Here is a 15576-nt window from a genome sequence, read left to right as displayed (position 1 = left end):
GCAGCCCCGGCGCGATCAACGCGAGAGCGCCTCCTCCACGGCGCGGCGGGTGATGACCCGCGAGAGGTGACGCCGGAAATCCTCGGAGGCCGCCGCGTCCGAGGCCGGGCTGGTGCCCTCGTCGGCGTGGCTCGCGGCCTCCTCTACGCCGTCGGAGCTTGCGCCCGAGAGTGCATCCTCGACGGTGCGCGCCCTTATGGGGGTCGAGCCCATGCTGGTGAGCCCGATGCGCGCCGAGCCTATGTTGCCGTTCGACCGCTCTACTATGGCCGCGACGCCGACCATGGCCCAGTCCTGGGAGCGGCGGGAGAACTTGTGGTAGGCCCAGCCAGTATCTTGGCCGAGCTTGGGGACTCGGATCTCGGTTATCACCTCACCCTCTTCGAGCGTCGTCATCAGGTAGTCCTCGAAGAAGTCGAGCGCGGAGATGGTGCGCTCGCCGTTCGGGCCCTTGACGTCGATCTCGCCTTCGAGCGCCGAGATCACGCTCGGCATGTCACCGGCGGGGTCGCCGTGGGCGAGCGTACCGCCCAGAGTGCCCCGGTGCTGCACGGAGGGGTCCCCGAGCAGCCCGGCGGTGTGCGAGAGGATGCCGCAGTGCTCCTGCACCAGCGGGTCGTTTAGCACGTCGCGGTGGCGCGTTAGCGCCCCGATCGCAAGCTTGTCTCCAGCATCCCGGACGTAGCGCAGGTCTTCGAGGCGGTCCATGTCTATCAGGACAGCCGGGTCGGCGAGCCGCAGGCGCATGAGCGGGATCAGGGAGTGCCCACCGGCCAGCAGCTTCGCCTCGTCGCCATACTGGCCGAGGAGCTCGATCGCGTGGTCGGTGGACTCGGCTACCTCGTAGTCGAAGGGAACCGGGTACATTAAGCGTTACCTCCGTTCGAGTTGCCGTTTGAGTTACCCTGCGCGGCCCGGATCGTCTCCCACACCCGCATCGGCAGGGCGGGCATCTGCATGTTGGTCACGCCGAGCGGCGAGAGCGCGTCGATGATCGAGTTCATCACCGCCGGCGGCGCGCCGATGGTCCCAGCCTCGCCGACGCCCTTTACCCCGAGCGGGTTGGACGGCGACGGGGTCTCCGTGCGGTCGAGCGTGTAGTTCGGTAGCTCCGGGGCGCCTGGGATCATGTAGTCCACCATCGAGCCGGTGACGAGCATGCCGTCCTCGTCGTAGATGGCCTCCTCGTACAAGGCCTGGGCGATGCCCTGGGCGAGCCCGCCGTGTAGCTGACCGTCGACGATGATCGGGTTGATCACCGGCCCGCAGTCGTCGACCGCGATGTAGTCCCGGATCCGGGCCTTGCCGGTCTCGGTGTCCACCTCGGTGACGCAGACGTGCGCCCCGAACGGGTACGTGAAGTTCGGCGGGTCGAAGACCATGTTCTCGTTCAGGCCCGGCTCCATCCCCTCGGGGAGATTAACACCGAGGTATGCCGTGCCGCCGACGTCCTGGATGGTCACGCTCTGGTCCGGCGAGCCCGCGACGCTGAACTTGCCCCGGTCGAACTCGATGTCCTCTTCTGATGCCTCCAGCATGTGGGCGGCTATCTTCTTGGCCTTGTCGAGCACCTTGTTCGCCGCGTGCCACACTGCGATGCCGCCGACAGCAAGGCTGCGGGAGCCGTAGGTGTCGCGGCCGTAGGAGGAGATAGCCGTGTCCCCGTGCAGAACCTCCACGTCGTCGGGAGACACCCCGAGCGCGTCGGCGACTATCTGGGACCAGCTCGTCTCGTGGCCCTGGCCGTGGGGCGAGGTGCCGGTAGCGACCTCGACCTTGCCGGTCAGGAGCATGCGCACGTTTGCCCACTCCCAGCCCGCGCCGCCGATGCCGAGCGCGGCGAGCACCTGTGAGGGCCCGAGGCCGCAGATCTCGGTGTACGTCGAGAGCCCGATGCCGAGCTGGACGACGTCGTTATTGTCGCGGCGGCGCTGCTGCTCGGCGCGCAGGTCGTCGTAGCCTGCGTGTTGCAGGGCCTTGTCGAGCGCGGGCTCCATGTCCATGGAGTCGTACTCCAGGCCCGCCGGGGTGGCGGTCGGCTCGTGGAACGGCTCGTAGAAGTTCCGCCGCCGCACCTCCGCAGGATCCAGCCCGGTCTCGCGGGCCAGAGCGTCCATCGCGCGCTCTATGGCGTAGGCGGCCTCCGGCCTTCCCGCGCCGCGGTAGGCGTCGGTCGGGGTGAGGTTGGTGAACACACCCTGGAGGCGGCAGGAGAAAGCGCCGAAAGTATAGACGCCGGGGAACATCCCGGCACCGCTGACCGAGATCACGGGCGTCAGTAGCTGCAGGTACGCGCCCATGTCGTCCAGCAGGTTCACCCGCATGCCCAGGAGGCGGCCCTCACTGGTCGCAGCTAGCTCGATGTCCTGAATCTGACCCCGGCCGTGGATGGTCGCCTGGTAGTTCTCGGAGCGGTCCTCGACGAACTTCACGGGCGTCTCGAGCTTCTTGGCGAGCACGAGGGCCATGATCTCCTCGCGGTACACGTTCAGCTTGGAGCCAAACCCGCCCCCGACGTCCGGCGCGACGACCCGGATGTGGTTCTCCGGTATCCCGGTAGACAGCGAGAGCACGACCTTCGCCAGGTGCGGCACCTGGGTCGCCGTGTATACGATGTACCCGCCGTGTCCGGGCTCCTGCGCGGCGACGGTTGCGCGGGGCTCGATGGCGTTCGGGATGAGGCGCTGCTGCACGTACCGCTCGTTTACGACCACGTCGGCCTGCTCGAACGCCCCGTTTATATCTCCGGCCTCGGCCTGCCAGTCAAAGCACTGGTTGGTGCCGAGTTCCTCGTGAACCAGCGGCGAGTCGTCTTCGAGCGCGGACTCCATGTCTGTGACCACGTCCAGCGGCTCGTAGTCCACCTCTATGGACTCCAGCGCGTCCTGGGCCTTGTAGCGGTCGTCGGCGACCACCACGGCGACTATGTCGCCCATGTACCTGACCTCATCTGTGACGATGGGCGGCTGGAACGGGGTCTTCTGGTCCTCTACAACGGTGGCCGCGCACGGCACGCCGCCCGGCCATTCCCCGGCGAGGTCCGCGCCGGTAAAGGCGGCGGTAACGCCGTCACGCTCGCGGGCGGCGGAGACGTCTATGTGCGTGATCTTCGCCCGGGCGAACGGGCTGCGCAGGACGGCGAAGTGCAGCATCCCCGGCAGCTTGATGTTGTCGGTCCAGTTAGCTTTTCCGGTTACGAGGTTCGGGTCCTCCTTGCGAGGTACGCCGCCACCCATATACCTCTCTGGTGCCTGGGTCACTCTGTTTCCCTTCTAGCTGTTTCTCTGGATGGTTCTCTAACTTTTTTCCCGGTCTACGAACCCTGCGCCACCTGCTGCACGGCCTTCACGATGTTCTCGTAGCCGGTGCAGCGGCAGTAGTTGCCTTCGAGGGCCTCCCGGATCTCGGGCTCGGTCGGGCTCGGGTTCTCCTGCAGCATGCTTATGGAGGCCATGATCATGCCCGGCGTGCAGTAGCCGCACTGCAGGCCGTGGTTCTCGTGAAATGCCGTCTGCATGGGATGCCAGTCTCCGTTGGTGGCTATCCCCTGTACGGTCATGATCCCCCGCCCCGAAGCCTGTACCGCGAACATCGTGCAGGACTTGACCGACTGCCCATCCACGAGGACCGTGCAGGCCCCACAGTTTGAGGTGTTACACCCCACCATCGTGCCGGTCAGGTTCAGCCTCTCGCGCAGATAATGCACCAGAAGCATCCGAGGCTCCACCTCGTGTTCGTAGTCGCGTCCGTTTACCCTCAGTTGGATCCCGCGCACCGCTCTCCTTTCCCTAAGACGAGCCCACGAAATATACCGCAGACAGTATTGCATCAAACATATCACCCTGGCAACCGGATCTACGCTGTCAATCCGGTTACAACCGCCTGACTAGCCTAACGCTCCCACCCCCTGGTTAAGCGTATATCGTTTATTATAGTGCAGACGAAGCCCGGAACGGGAGACCGGGCCATTATTTTCGTGACGACTGCCTGGCGTCCGGGATCTCGGTCTCGGCACACCTGAAAAGCCGAACCACGTTTCGCGGAGTGTATTGAAACGTATTTGACATTGCACCGTTTGCGGTGGAACATTGGAGTCGGGCTTCCGGCTGGCAGGGGAACCAGGCAGGAGAACCCAGGGACCCCGTCCGAAAGGAGGGGCATACAGGGCCGACACGGTGGGGTGGATCTTATGGCGCTTATGACGCTCATGGCGCGAGCTTGTTCGTGTTTCGTCGCGCCTGGTGTGCCTGGTGTATAGGGGTAATAGAGATTAGGGGAAAAGGGAAAGGAGCTGCAAGTCTATGGATACGTCCAAGATCTTCGAGTTTCCGGTAAAGGAGTTCTTCAAGCAACCGAGGTCGCTGCTAGGCGCGGGCGCCTACGAGAACGCGGGGCCCGAGGCGGCCGCAATGGGCCTCAAGCACGTTTTGTTCGTGACCTCGGGCCTGCGGGGAACCGGGATCATAGACGAGTGCAAGACCAACTTCGAGAACGCCGGGGTCTCGGTCACCGTCTACGACAAGGTAGAGACCAACCCCAAGGACTACAACGTCATGGACTCCTACAAGGCGTTCGCCGACGCCGAGTGCGACGGGTTCGTGTCCATCGGCGGCGGCTCCTCGCACGACACCACGAAGGGCGCGCGGGTCGTCGCGGCCCACGACGGCAGAAACGTGAACGAGTTCCAGGGCCTGAACGCCTCGGAGACGCTGGACAACCCGGCGCACATCGCCATAAACACCACGGTCGGGACGGGATCTGAGACGACGCCGGCCTACGTCATCACGGACACCACCTCGCCGGATGCGCCGCACAAGTGGGTCGGCTTCGATCGGGCGACGACGACGACGCTGGCGATCAACGACCCCGTCCTGTGCATGACCCAGCCGCCGGAGTACGTCGCCTACACCGGCTTCGACACTATGGCCCACGCCTCGGAGTGCTACGTCGGCCGGGTGCAGCACCTCTCCACGACGCCGCAGGCTCTGTCCGCCGTGAAGCTGGTGCAGGAGAACCTGCGCGAGGCGACCTACAACCCGCACAACTACCAGGCGATGGAGAACATGGTCTGGGCGCAGTACATCGCGGCCCAGGCGTTTAGCTCCGGCCTGCTCGGGATACTGCACTCGCTCTCGCACGCGATGTGCGCCTACTACGACATCCACCACGGCCTGAACAACGGCGTGGGCCTCCCGAGGGTGTGGACGTATAACCAGCCCGCCGCGCCGGACAAGTTCGCAGACATCGCGGAGGCTATGGGCGTGGACACGAGAGACATGTCGACCCCGCAGGCCGCCGACGAGGCTATAGAGGAGGTGATCCGGCTCGTCAAAGACTGCGGCTGCCCGGAGAACTTCAGCCGGGTCGCGGAGTACCCGAAGACCCGCATGGGCCAGGGCTACTACGAGGGAGGCCCGAAAGAGGCCATCCAGAGCAGCGACGAAGAGCTACAGAAGATGGCCGAGCACATGATGACCGACCTCTGCACGCCGGGGAACCCGCGCGACCTCACGACGGAGGGAGCGAAGGAGATCCTGCGCGACTGCGTCTACGACGACATGGCGACCAAGACCAACAACGGCTACCGCCAGAACGTCTGGGGCATGGACCCGATCAAGGGCCGACACACCCCGCAGGCTCTCGCCGAGCGCCCCGGTCCCAACTAGGCCGCGACGCACTACGGCCAGCATTCACGGCGGGAGCGGAAGGTCCCGCTCCCGCCGGTATTCGAGAATATTTAAAATATGAGGAGCATCCTTGTTTGAGGGGTTCGAGAGCATAGAGGGCGTAAAGAGCGGGCTCGAAGAGCAGAGCTACGTCTGTGACCGGCGGCTCGCCACGGTCGTGTTCCTGGCGACGAAGCTGCACAAGCCCATACTCGTCGAGGGTCCGGCGGGGGTCGGAAAGACCGAGCTCTCGAAGGCGCTCGCCGGTTCGCTCGGGCGCGAGCTCGTAAGGCTGCAGTGCTACGAGGGGCTTGACGAGGCGAAGGCGCTGTACGAGTGGGAGTACGGCAAGCAGCTACTGTACACGCAGGTCTTGCGGGAGAAGATCGGGGAGCTACTCGGGCCGACCGAGGACCTGCACCAGGCCGCCGAGACCCTCAGAAGCCAGGAGGACGTGTTCTTCTCCGAGAACTTCCTCGTGGAGCGCCCGATACTAAAAGCCCTGCGCTCCGAGACGCCGCCGGTACTTTTGCTGGATGAGATCGACCGCGCCGACGAGGAGTTCGAGGCGTTCCTGCTTGAATTCCTCTCGGACTATCAGGTGTCCATCCCCGAAGTCGGAACGGTAAAAGCCGAGACTCCGCCGACCGTGATCCTGACCTCAAACCGCACCCGCGAACTCTCCGAGGCCCTTAAACGCCGCTGCCTCCACCTGCAGCTCGACTACCCGGACAAGGAGGTAGAGCTGCAGATAGTGCGCCTCAAGGCTCCTGGTATCGCGGATGAGCTAGCCGAAGAATTGGTGAGCACGATCCAGTCCCTGCGCGAGCTGGACCTGCGCAAGTCCCCATCTATCAGCGAGACTCTGGACTGGGCGCAGTCGCTCGTGGTGCTAAACGCCGAGAACCTGAGCAAGGAGCTGATCGAGGAGACCATCAGCGTAATCATCAAGTACGACCGCGACGCCGAGAAGGCGCTCGCCCACCTCGGAGTAAATGCCCAGGGCCGCAGAGACCTCGGTCAGAAGCAGCCCACCGGCGACAGCCCCGAGGAGGCGATGTACGAGATGCACCGCAGCCAGCACAAGCACGCGCACTAGTTCGCTATCGGAGTGAGTATGGAGAGTCAGTTTCCCGACGTACCGAAGTCCTTACGCGACTTACAGGTCCAGCAAGAGCGCATGACGCTACTACAACAACCGCACGTCTCTCCCTTGACGGAGTTCGTGAACGATCTGCGCCAAAATGTGGATCGAGAAGAGCACGTTCCACATTTTGATCCACTCGACGGCGGTACAAAGGCTCGCTGTCTTTTTCTGTTTGAAACTCCTGGGCCTAAAGCATTAGAGAGTGGTTTTGCCTCGCGTAACAACCCGGACGAATCTGCGAAGAACTTCTTTGAGCTGAACGAAAAGGCTGGCTTGGATCGTCGCCTAACCGCCTCATGGAACATCGTTCCCTGGTATCTAGGCTCGGGCGAGAAAATCAGAGCGGCAAAGCGCGCTGACATTAATCAAGGTTTACCTTATCTATGGGAGCTTCTAAGTCACCTTAGTTTAGAGGTAATAGTCTTAGGTGGTCGCAAAGCACAGAGAGTGGAGAGCGACATTAGAGAACATTACCCGTCTATTCAGATTGAGGAGATGTGGCATCCTAGCCCGCAATCCCTTAATCCTGTTCCACAGCGCCGTGAAGAAATACTCGAGGTCTTACGTCGAGTGACTAGATCGCTATCACATAAGGACGCTTAGTGGACACGGTAATAAACGACTTCGTGCAGGTCTTGCGGCGGCACCGGCTGCGAGTGTCTCCGGCGGAGAGCCTGGACGCGCTGGCGGCGCTCAAGCACACCGGGCTCGGCGAGCGGGAGGCCGTGCGGGACGCGCTGCGGACTACGCTGGTAAAGAGCCCGGAGGACGTCGAGACCTTCGAGCGGCTGTTCGACGTGTACTTCGGGCTCCACCCACAGACGGAGGAGCGGAAGGCGAAGCTAGAGGTCCCGGATCACGACCACGACCACGGCTCGGCGGCAGAGATGGAGTTCGGCGAGGAGGCCGGCGGCGAGGCGCCGGACAGCGAGGAGCACAGCCACGAGGACGCCGACTCCACCGAGTTCCGCCGCCACTTCGACGACGAGCGGATGCGGCCTTCGGACGACATCCACGGCGAGTCGGACAAGATGCGGCTCTCGCTGTTCTCGCAGGAGCTGATCCTGAACCGGAAGCCTGGGGCTCTGGATCAGGCGCTGCAAAAACTCACCCACCAGCTAAAGTTGCGCCGCTCGCGCAACATGTTCTCGCCCGGAGACCTCGTGCCCGACGCCGGAGGCCAGGAGCTGCCGCTGGACGTCTCGGCGGCGGAGCTCGACGACCTCGTGGATCACCTGCACGAGATGGAGGTGGACGAGGATCTCATCCGGCAGCTAGAGGAGCAGTCAGACGAGATCCTGCGCCAGTTACCACAGCTCATAGAGAAGATGAAAGAGCGCCAGCAGGAGCTCGACGAGCCAAAGGACGACTCCGAGTTCAGGCGGCGCTCCCTGCGCAAGCTCCTGAACTTCTCGACCGCCGAGCAGCGGGAGATGGAGGGTGCGGTGAGGCGGATGGCGCGCCAAATACACGGCGCGAAGACCCGCCGCCTCAAGCAGGACAGGACCGGCAGGATCAGCGTCCGCCACACCATCCGAAACAACGCCCGCTACGAGGGCATCCCGTTCCAGCCTGTCCTCAGACGCCACCGGGAGCAGAAGCCCCGGCTAGTCCTCCTCTGCGACGTGAGCCTCTCCACGAGGAACCTCTCGCGGTTCTGGCTGCACATGGTGTACCAGCTGCAGAGCCTGTTCTCGAAGGTACGCACGTTCGTGTTCGTCGCCGACACGGCGGAGGTCACGCAGCTATTCGAGGAGCACGGCATAGAGCGGGCGGTGGATGAGATCTTCTCCGGCCGTCTCCTGGACGCCGACGTGAACAGCGACTTCGGCAAGGCCGCCGAGCAGTTCGTGGCCCACTCGTTGCCGAGCATAAACCACCGCACGACGGTCGTGATCCTGGGCGACGGCCGGAACAACGGCAAGCCCCCGAACGTCGAGGCTCTGGAGGAGATAGCCCAGCACGCGAAGCAGCTTATCTGGATAACACCCGAGCAGAAGTGGTTCTGGTCGCTCGGGGCGTCGGACATGCCGCTGTACGAGCCGCTGTGCGACCGGGTGGAGGTCGTCCGCAGCGCCGAACAGCTCGCCGGGGTGGCCGAAGAACTGGTAAAAAGCCCTGTATGAGCGACTCTAACAACACCGCGCTACAACGGTTCAGCTACTGCCCGCTGTGCGGCACTGAGCTGAGCCGTTCCGAGGGTTCGGGCGGCGCGTACTGTCCGGTACACGACCACTCCTGGTACCGGAGCTCCTCGCTCACGGTCGGCTGCGTGCTGATAAGGGACGGGCGGGCGCTCGTGACGGTGCGCGGCATCGAGCCGGAGAAGGGCAGCTACGACGTGCCGGGCGGCTTCCTGGAGGCGGGAGAGCATCCAGTGGACGGGCTGCGCCGGGAGGCCCGCGAGGAGCTCGGGGTCGAGATAGAGGGGGTGAAAGGCCCCGTGCAGATGGCGGTCCACCGCTACGGCGAGGACGGCGACTACGTGCTTGCGTTAGGATTTACGGCGCGAATAGCGGGAGGCGAGCCGGCGGCGGCGGACGACGCGGCGGGTATCGAGTGGATCTCTCCGGAAAAGCTGGAAGGGCTGGACTTCGCCTGGGAGCACGATCGGGAGCTGGTGCGGGCCGCGCTGGATCACGAAGGGAATAACCAGAAGGATCACGGGAACGCTGGAGGGGGCGGCTAGACTTGGGTATAGGTGAGTGGCTCGAAGGTTTGATGCAGAGTCAGGGGAGCCTGGCTCTGGTGCTGGTGGTGAGCCTGGCGCTCGGCCTCAAGCACGCCAGCGATCCCGACCACCTCGCGGCGGTTACGACCCTGATCGCGGGTGGCGTAGAAGGCGAGCCCGAGAAGGGCAGAGAAGGTATAGGCCGGGCGGGGACGATGGGTCTCTTGTGGGGTCTCGGGCACGGGACCACCCTGATCTTGATCGGGCTCCCGCTCGTGCTCGTCGGCAAGTTTCTGCCCGAGCCGATAGTAATGTTCGCCGAGGTGACGATAGGCGCGATCATCGTCCTGCTCGCCGTCCGGCTCCTCCTGCGTTGGCGGCGCGGGGCCTATCACGCCCACACCCACCGCCACGACGACGCCTCGCACCGCCACCTGCACTCCCACGCCGAGGCCCCGGCGCACGAGCACGGTCACGCCGTCCCCCACCGTACCCCGCTCTCGTCCTACGGCGTCGGGCTCGTCCACGGCGTCGGCGGCAGCGGCGGGCTCACCCTGCTGCTGCTCTCGACCATCCCGGACAAGGGCGCGGCGTCGGTGGCGCTGCTCATCTTCGCTGTGGGCACGGCGGTCTCCATGGCCCTGCTCTCGACGGCCTTCGGGCTCGCCATATCCGGCGGTCCGGTCGCCCGGCGCTTCGAGAAGGTCGCGCCGGTGCTCGGGGTGGCGGGCATGGCCTTCGGAGCGTGGTACGCGCTCGGGGCACTGGGGATGATGGGGTATCCGTTCTAGGGGCCTAGGGGCCGCTACCTCGTAGCTCTTTTAACCGGAGAAGGTGGAGCAAGGCTGGAGTACGTGACAGCCGTGAGCTACCCGGGGCGGGCCGCATCCGACGGGGAGCTGAATGGTATCTCGCGGCCTCCCGTGGCCTGCTAAATGAGCCGGTACCGCGGGTACGGGACTCGAAAGCCGGATCACCGAGGACAAGTTCTGCTGCACCCGCTCCGCCCGAGTGGAGGTGAGATCTTCGGTCCCACTAAGAAAGACGGCTTCCTGGAGAGCCGCGTCTCCGGGGTCCGCTCGGCACGGAGTCCGTGGTCACTGGAGCACAAAGGCTAATACATCTCTAGCGTAGACGCCCGGATCATCGCTCCACGGGTACCGGAACGGGCCTCAGTATGTACGGGTCCGCCCGCTGTTCGCCCCTGTCTCCAGCTCCTGTGGCGTTGCGCTTGCACCCTCCTACCCGCTCGCCTAACCTTTGACGGGCAGAGCGAGAGGGCGGCGAGAGGCCGCCAAGGACGGGAGGTCCATGTCGCTGGAGAACAGGCTAACGCGGCTTTTCGGCATCCGGCACCCGCTGGTGCAGGCCGGTATGGCGGGCGGCGCGACGACGCCTCGGCTCGTGGCGGCGGTCTCGGAGGCCGGGGGTCTCGGCACGCTCGGCGCGGGGTATCTGCAGCCGCGGGCGATCCGGGAGGCCGTACAGGAGGTACGGATCCTTACGCGAGCGCCGTTCGCGGTAAACCTCTTCGTTCCGGAGGCTTTCGAGGAGCCCGTTTCCCGGGAGGCGGCCGACGCGCTGCTCGCACCATACCGCGGGGAGCTCAGCATAGACGAACCGGAGGTCTCCTCCTACGCCCCGGATTTCGAGGAGCAGCTGGCGGTCGTGATCGAGGAGCGGGTCCCGGTCTTTAGCTTTACCTTTGGGGTACCGTCGGACGAACGGCTAGCCGCCCTGCGGGAGGCGGGCGTCGTTACCTGCGGCACGGCCACCACCGTCCGGGAGGCGGCGGAGCTGGAGCGGCGCGGGGTGGACTCGGTCTGCGCCCAGGGCTACGAGGCCGGAGGCCACCGGGGCACGTTTACCGGGGACGCGCTGGAGGCGATGGTCGGGACGTTCGCGCTCGTGCCCCAGGTCGCGGACTCCATGGAGACGCCGGTGATCGCGGCCGGCGGCGTCATGGACGGCCGCGGGCTGGCGGCGGCCCTCGCGCTCGGCGCCGATGGAGCCCAGATGGGCACCGCGTTTTTGACCTCTGCGGAGAGCGGGGCGCATCCGGCGTACAAGCGGGCGCTGCTCGCCGCCACCGACGAGGACACCACCGTTACCCGCGCCTTTTCGGGCAAGCCGGCCCGCGGCTTGCGGAACCGCTTCACCCGGGAGATGGCCCCGCACGAGGCCGGCCTGCCAGACTACCCGGTGCAGAACGCCTACACCCGCGACCTCCGGGCGGCGGCGGCAAGCCGGGGCGATCCGGATCTCATGTCGCTGTGGGCCGGGCAGGCCTCGGGGATGAGCCGGGAGCTGCCGGCCGCGGAGATCGTCGAGCGCACGGTCGAGCAGGCGCTCCGGGCACGTGGCGGCCCCCGAGAAGGCTAGTCCCGGAATCTAGCCGTCCATCGGGCGCTCCACCTCTTCACAGACCACGTAGTGGACCCTGTGGGCGGGCACGAGGAACACCCGGTGGGCCTTGGAGTCTATCTTGAGCGGGCGGTTCTCCCGCAGGAGGTCCCCGATCTGCTGTAGTGCAGAGTCCGCCTCGCTCTGGGAGTCGTACACTCCGTAGGTCATGCGCGGCAGGGCCGGGGCGACGTTCGACCCGCTCCTGGCCCCCGGCGCTTCCTGCCTGTCCGCGGAGAGCTCCCGCTCCTCCGCCTCGTAGGGCTGCTCGCCCGGCTCCACGAGCCACACTATTACGCTGTACGCCATCTCCAGGCTCCTTACGGTCCGTTTGCTTTTCGCTTTCCTGCCACAGAGTTTGCCATCCTCCCCGGTACGCTCTGTGATGAGCTTGACTACACAGATCATTCTTCCGCGGCGGAGGTCGGAACGGCGCAGTCCGGACGGTAGCCGCCGAGTCTCCGGCGTCGTACACTGGAGCCGTGGGCGGGAATCCTCACAAGCGCCTGGATCAGATGGACGACCTGCGGGACATGGGCCGTTTTCCCGTCTCCGTACACGCCGGGGCCACCGCCAACGTGCTCCTTACCATCCTGCTGACGTACGGGCTCCGGGGCCGCCGCGGAGGGGCCCTGACGCTCCCGGCGTGGTCCGGGGGTGTGATCTCCGCGAACGTACTGCCGGTGATCCTGCTACGTTCGCGGCTGGACGAAGGAACCCACTACCCCGAGCTACCGGACATGAGCTTCTTCGGCGACCAGCACAAGTTCGCGAGCTGGGTCTACGCGGTGGCCTCGGCGAACATGCTCGTGTGGATAGTGCTCTCCTGGAGCCTCTTCTCGTACAGGCGCGACCGGTGGACGCTCGGCGGCATGCTGCTCCTCGCCTTTGCATGCACCTTTTTTCCGGTCTGGGTCCGGCCCCTCCGGCGTTAGCCTCCGGCGGCAAATCCGGCTCCCGGACGCCCGAGGCAGACCGTATGCCGCGCACGCCGCTCCCCGAAACTCGGTACGGACGGGGTAGAGCCGGATTCGCCCCGGCTCTTTACGCCCTCTCCTGGGACTCCGTGTCTTTCCATGACTTTCCGTAGCTTTCCGGATTTAGTGTGGCGGAGGTCCGGGTACGATAGGGTAATGCTAGAGAGGACGATTCCCAGAGGCTACAAAGGCCAAAGAGGCTCGTGGGTCGCGCTCGCCGGGGCGGCACTGGTTGTGGCGGGCGGCTTGGCGATCTACCGCAGGCCCTTCGAGACGGTACGTTCGGCGCTGCGGCTCGGGCTCCGGCTACGAGGGGTTTCGGAGCGTACCGTGGAGGTGGACGGGCTGCCGGTGCGCTGCCTCGAAGCCGGCCGGGACGGGCCAGGGCGTAAGACCCTGGTGCTGGTACACGGGCTCGGCGGCAGCGCGGCGGACTGGAGCTTCGTGATGCCGAGGCTCTCCCGGAACTACCGGGTGCTGGCGCTGGATCTCCCGGGATTCGGGGACACCCCGGCCCCGCCGGAGGGGATGAGCTTTTCGGCGCTGGAGCGTTACCTGGGAGGCTTTCTGGACAGGCTCGGCGTGGAACGGGCGGCGCTCACCGGGAACTCGCTCGGCGGCGCCGTCGTCATCCGGCACGCCGCCCGCAACCCAGAACGCGCCGAGCGGCTTTTCTTGCTGGACAGCGCGGGCCTCCTGTACGACGCTCCCCCGGAGCTCGAGCCCCGGAACCGCGAGCAGGCTCGGGAGCTGACCCGGCTCGTCACCGGCGAGCCCGATAGAACCCCCGGCTTCGTGCTCGACGGTATGGTCCGGCGGGCGGCGGACCCCGACCGCCGCGCCTACCTCCGCAGCGCGGAGCCGACCGACGTAAAGGACGACCTCCCGCGCATACAGTCGCCGGTCACCATAATCTGGGGCGAGAGGGACCGCCTCATCCCCCCGGACCACGGCGAGAGGATGCACGCCGCACTACGGGACTCCGAGCTCATAATGCTCGGAGACGTCGGCCACATACCGCAGCTACAAGCGCCGCGCGAGGTCGTGCGCCTCGTAAACGAGCGGCTCAGTTAGGCCACATTCGTCGCGCGCCGGGACACGTTCGCTAAAGTGGCTCCACCCGAATGTTTACTCGAAGGTGCGCAGGGCCTCAGCTATCGGGGTGTCGCCGCTCAGTACGTCTATCGTCTCTTTGCGGGTTGCGTCCTGTTCGAGGGCGGCGGCGAAGGTCTCGGCCACGTCCTCGCGCGGGATCTCGTCTCCCCGGCCGAGTGAGCGGGCGGCGTCTATGCGGCCGGTCCCGGCGTCGTCGGTCAGCCTGCCGGGCCGGATGATGGTGTAGTCGAGGCCGCTCTCGCGCAGGCGCTCGTCCGCCGCCCCTTTCGCCTCGAAGTAGGGCTGCATCTGCTCGCCCAGGGCGTCCGGTGCGTCGGCGTTCATCGTGGAGAGCATAAGGTAACGGCCGACGCCGCTCGCCCGGGCGGCCTCGACGAGCTTTACCGCCCCGCCGTAGTCCATCGTCTGCTTGCGCTCCGGTCCGCTGCCGGGCCCGGCTCCGGCGGCGAACACGACCGCGTCACAGCCCTCGACGGCCCGGGCCGTCTCCTCGGGTCCGGCCTCCTCGAGATCCAACATCCAGGGCTCCGCCCCTAGCTCCTCGACCCGCGAGAGCTGCTCCTCCCTGCGCACGAGCCCGCGCACCTGGTGGCCGCGCCCGGCCAGCCGGACCAGGAGCCTGCTCGCCGTGTTCCCGGCCGCGCCCGCAACTGCTACCTTCATATGTCCTCCAGAGTCGGGATCGGTTCAGAATAAGTCTAACCGGAGACCGGGGCCCGCGGGGAGCGCAGGGTAAATATGGAGACCTCCGGGCGGCAGTTGAGACGCAGCGGGATGTGGATGGTGCCGAGGCCGCGGTTCGTGTACAGCGGCATGCCCGCCACCTCGTAGTAGCCCAGCGGGTAGCGCCGGCTATAGCGGGGCCTCACGACGGGGCCGAAGGGCGGCAACACGAACTGGCCGCCGTGGGAGTGCCCGGAGAGCTGCAGACCGAAGCGTCCCGTCGGACCGGCCACGTCGGCGAAGTCCGGTACGTGACACAGGAGGATAGCCGCGCCCTCATCCGGGAGGCGCTCCAGCACCCGGTCTATCCTGAGATACCCCTGGAGCAGGTCGTCCACCCCGGCGATGTGCAGCGTGTCCGCGCCCCGGCGCAGGGTGTGGACGTCGTTGCCGAGCTCGCGCAGCCCCGAGAGCCGCGCCAGCTCCCGCACGTAACCGGCACTGACGAGGTGGTCGTGGTTGCCGAGCACCGCCAGGGTGCCGTCGGGCGGGTTCAGGGAGCGGAAGGCGTCCACGAGGCCTTGCTCGTCGTCCGGGCTCTGCCGGCTCACGAAGTCCCCGGTGAACACGGTGAGATCCGGGCTCTCCCCGTTCGCGAGCTTGACGGCCTCCATCAGGCGTCCCGAGGTCATCCAGCCGTCCAGATGCACGTCGCTGAGCTGTGCGATCCTGTACCCGTCAAAGCCCGGCCCGAGACCGGGGATGGTCACCTCGCGCCGCGTGACCTCGATGCTCGTAAGCTCCGAGCGCCCCCGGTACACCACGCTGCCCGCCGCCGCGGCAACCCCCGCGAGCACGCCCGCCACCTTTGTTATGCCGCCGTTCACCCGGAGCAGTCTAACACCGTGTCCGTCCGACGCGGGTTGCATATAA

Annotated in this window: 15 protein-coding genes; 9 read left to right on the top strand and 6 right to left on the bottom strand. The window is 66.0% G+C overall.

Translation table 11 applies throughout. The features are described 5' to 3' along the window. Window positions 1-15: 15 nt before the first annotated feature. From ABD53_RS05830 to ABD53_RS05820, 3 genes are all read right to left on the bottom strand, one after another. A complete protein-coding gene (locus tag ABD53_RS05830; RefSeq protein WP_047864818.1) occupies window positions 16-867 on the bottom strand; it encodes an FAD binding domain-containing protein in 852 nt (283 codons plus the stop codon). After that, complete coding sequence (locus ABD53_RS05825; protein WP_047864817.1) at window positions 867-3236, bottom strand: xanthine dehydrogenase family protein molybdopterin-binding subunit; 2370 nt, start codon at window positions 3234-3236, stop codon at window positions 867-869. Before ABD53_RS05825 ends, ABD53_RS05830 begins: the two co-directional genes overlap by 1 nt. A gap of 77 nt (window positions 3237-3313) precedes the next feature. Further along, complete coding sequence (locus ABD53_RS05820) at window positions 3314-3775, bottom strand: (2Fe-2S)-binding protein (RefSeq protein ID WP_268778271.1); 462 nt, start codon at window positions 3773-3775, stop codon at window positions 3314-3316. 526 nt (window positions 3776-4301) lie between these two features. On the opposite strand from ABD53_RS05820, the gene ABD53_RS05815 reads away from it, so the two are divergent. From ABD53_RS05815 to ABD53_RS05790, 7 genes are all read left to right on the top strand, one after another. Beyond that, window positions 4302-5666 (top strand): iron-containing alcohol dehydrogenase, encoded by a 1365-nt coding sequence (locus tag ABD53_RS05815; protein WP_084709351.1) that lies wholly within the window; start codon window positions 4302-4304, stop codon window positions 5664-5666. A 91-nt stretch (window positions 5667-5757) separates the two neighbouring features. Continuing rightward, entirely contained in the window at window positions 5758-6765 is a 1008-nt protein-coding gene (locus tag ABD53_RS05810; RefSeq protein WP_084709350.1) for an AAA family ATPase, read from the top strand. 126 nt (window positions 6766-6891) lie between these two features. Continuing rightward, window positions 6892-7416: a uracil-DNA glycosylase gene (locus ABD53_RS16450; protein ID WP_200900300.1), complete on the top strand. Its 525-nt coding sequence runs from the start codon at window positions 6892-6894 to the stop codon at window positions 7414-7416. After that, window positions 7416-8939, top strand: coding sequence for a VWA domain-containing protein (locus ABD53_RS05805; RefSeq protein ID WP_047864816.1), 1524 nt, complete (start codon window positions 7416-7418; stop codon window positions 8937-8939). Before ABD53_RS16450 ends, ABD53_RS05805 begins: the two co-directional genes overlap by 1 nt. Next, window positions 8936-9502, top strand: a complete 567-nt coding sequence (locus ABD53_RS15780) for an NUDIX hydrolase (RefSeq protein ID WP_053057735.1) — start codon at window positions 8936-8938, stop codon at window positions 9500-9502. Before ABD53_RS05805 ends, ABD53_RS15780 begins: the two co-directional genes overlap by 4 nt. Before the next feature lie 2 nt (window positions 9503-9504). Then, window positions 9505-10275, top strand: coding sequence for a HoxN/HupN/NixA family nickel/cobalt transporter (locus ABD53_RS05795; RefSeq protein ID WP_047864815.1), 771 nt, complete (start codon window positions 9505-9507; stop codon window positions 10273-10275). 520 nt (window positions 10276-10795) lie between these two features. After that, window positions 10796-11866, top strand: a complete 1071-nt coding sequence (locus ABD53_RS05790) for an NAD(P)H-dependent flavin oxidoreductase (protein ID WP_047864814.1) — start codon at window positions 10796-10798, stop codon at window positions 11864-11866. Window positions 11867-11875: 9 nt separating this feature from the next. On the opposite strand, the gene ABD53_RS05785 is transcribed toward ABD53_RS05790, so the two are convergent. Beyond that, complete coding sequence (locus ABD53_RS05785) at window positions 11876-12196, bottom strand: hypothetical protein (RefSeq protein WP_047864813.1); 321 nt, start codon at window positions 12194-12196, stop codon at window positions 11876-11878. Between the two features lie 173 nt (window positions 12197-12369). Between ABD53_RS05785 and ABD53_RS05780 the strand changes: the two genes are divergently transcribed. Both ABD53_RS05780 and ABD53_RS15775 read left to right on the top strand, forming a co-directional pair. Next, window positions 12370-12822, top strand: coding sequence for a hypothetical protein (locus ABD53_RS05780; RefSeq protein WP_053057734.1), 453 nt, complete (start codon window positions 12370-12372; stop codon window positions 12820-12822). Window positions 12823-13020: 198 nt separating this feature from the next. Continuing rightward, a complete protein-coding gene (locus ABD53_RS15775; protein WP_053057733.1) occupies window positions 13021-13938 on the top strand; it encodes an alpha/beta fold hydrolase in 918 nt (305 codons plus the stop codon). A 54-nt stretch (window positions 13939-13992) separates the two neighbouring features. Here ABD53_RS15775 and ABD53_RS05770 read toward each other — a convergent pair whose 3' ends face one another. Further along, complete coding sequence (locus ABD53_RS05770; RefSeq protein ID WP_047864812.1) at window positions 13993-14643, bottom strand: SDR family oxidoreductase; 651 nt, start codon at window positions 14641-14643, stop codon at window positions 13993-13995. Window positions 14644-14678: 35 nt separating this feature from the next. After that, window positions 14679-15572 (bottom strand): metallophosphoesterase, encoded by an 894-nt coding sequence (locus ABD53_RS05765; protein WP_084709347.1) that lies wholly within the window; start codon window positions 15570-15572, stop codon window positions 14679-14681. Between the last annotated feature and the right edge of the window lie 4 nt (window positions 15573-15576).

The organism is Rubrobacter aplysinae, from assembly GCF_001029505.1.
Classification (GTDB): domain Bacteria; phylum Actinomycetota; class Rubrobacteria; order Rubrobacterales; family Rubrobacteraceae; genus Rubrobacter_A; species Rubrobacter_A aplysinae.
Note: the sequence above shows the minus strand (reverse complement) of the source record. Positions and strands in the feature narration are given on the sequence as shown.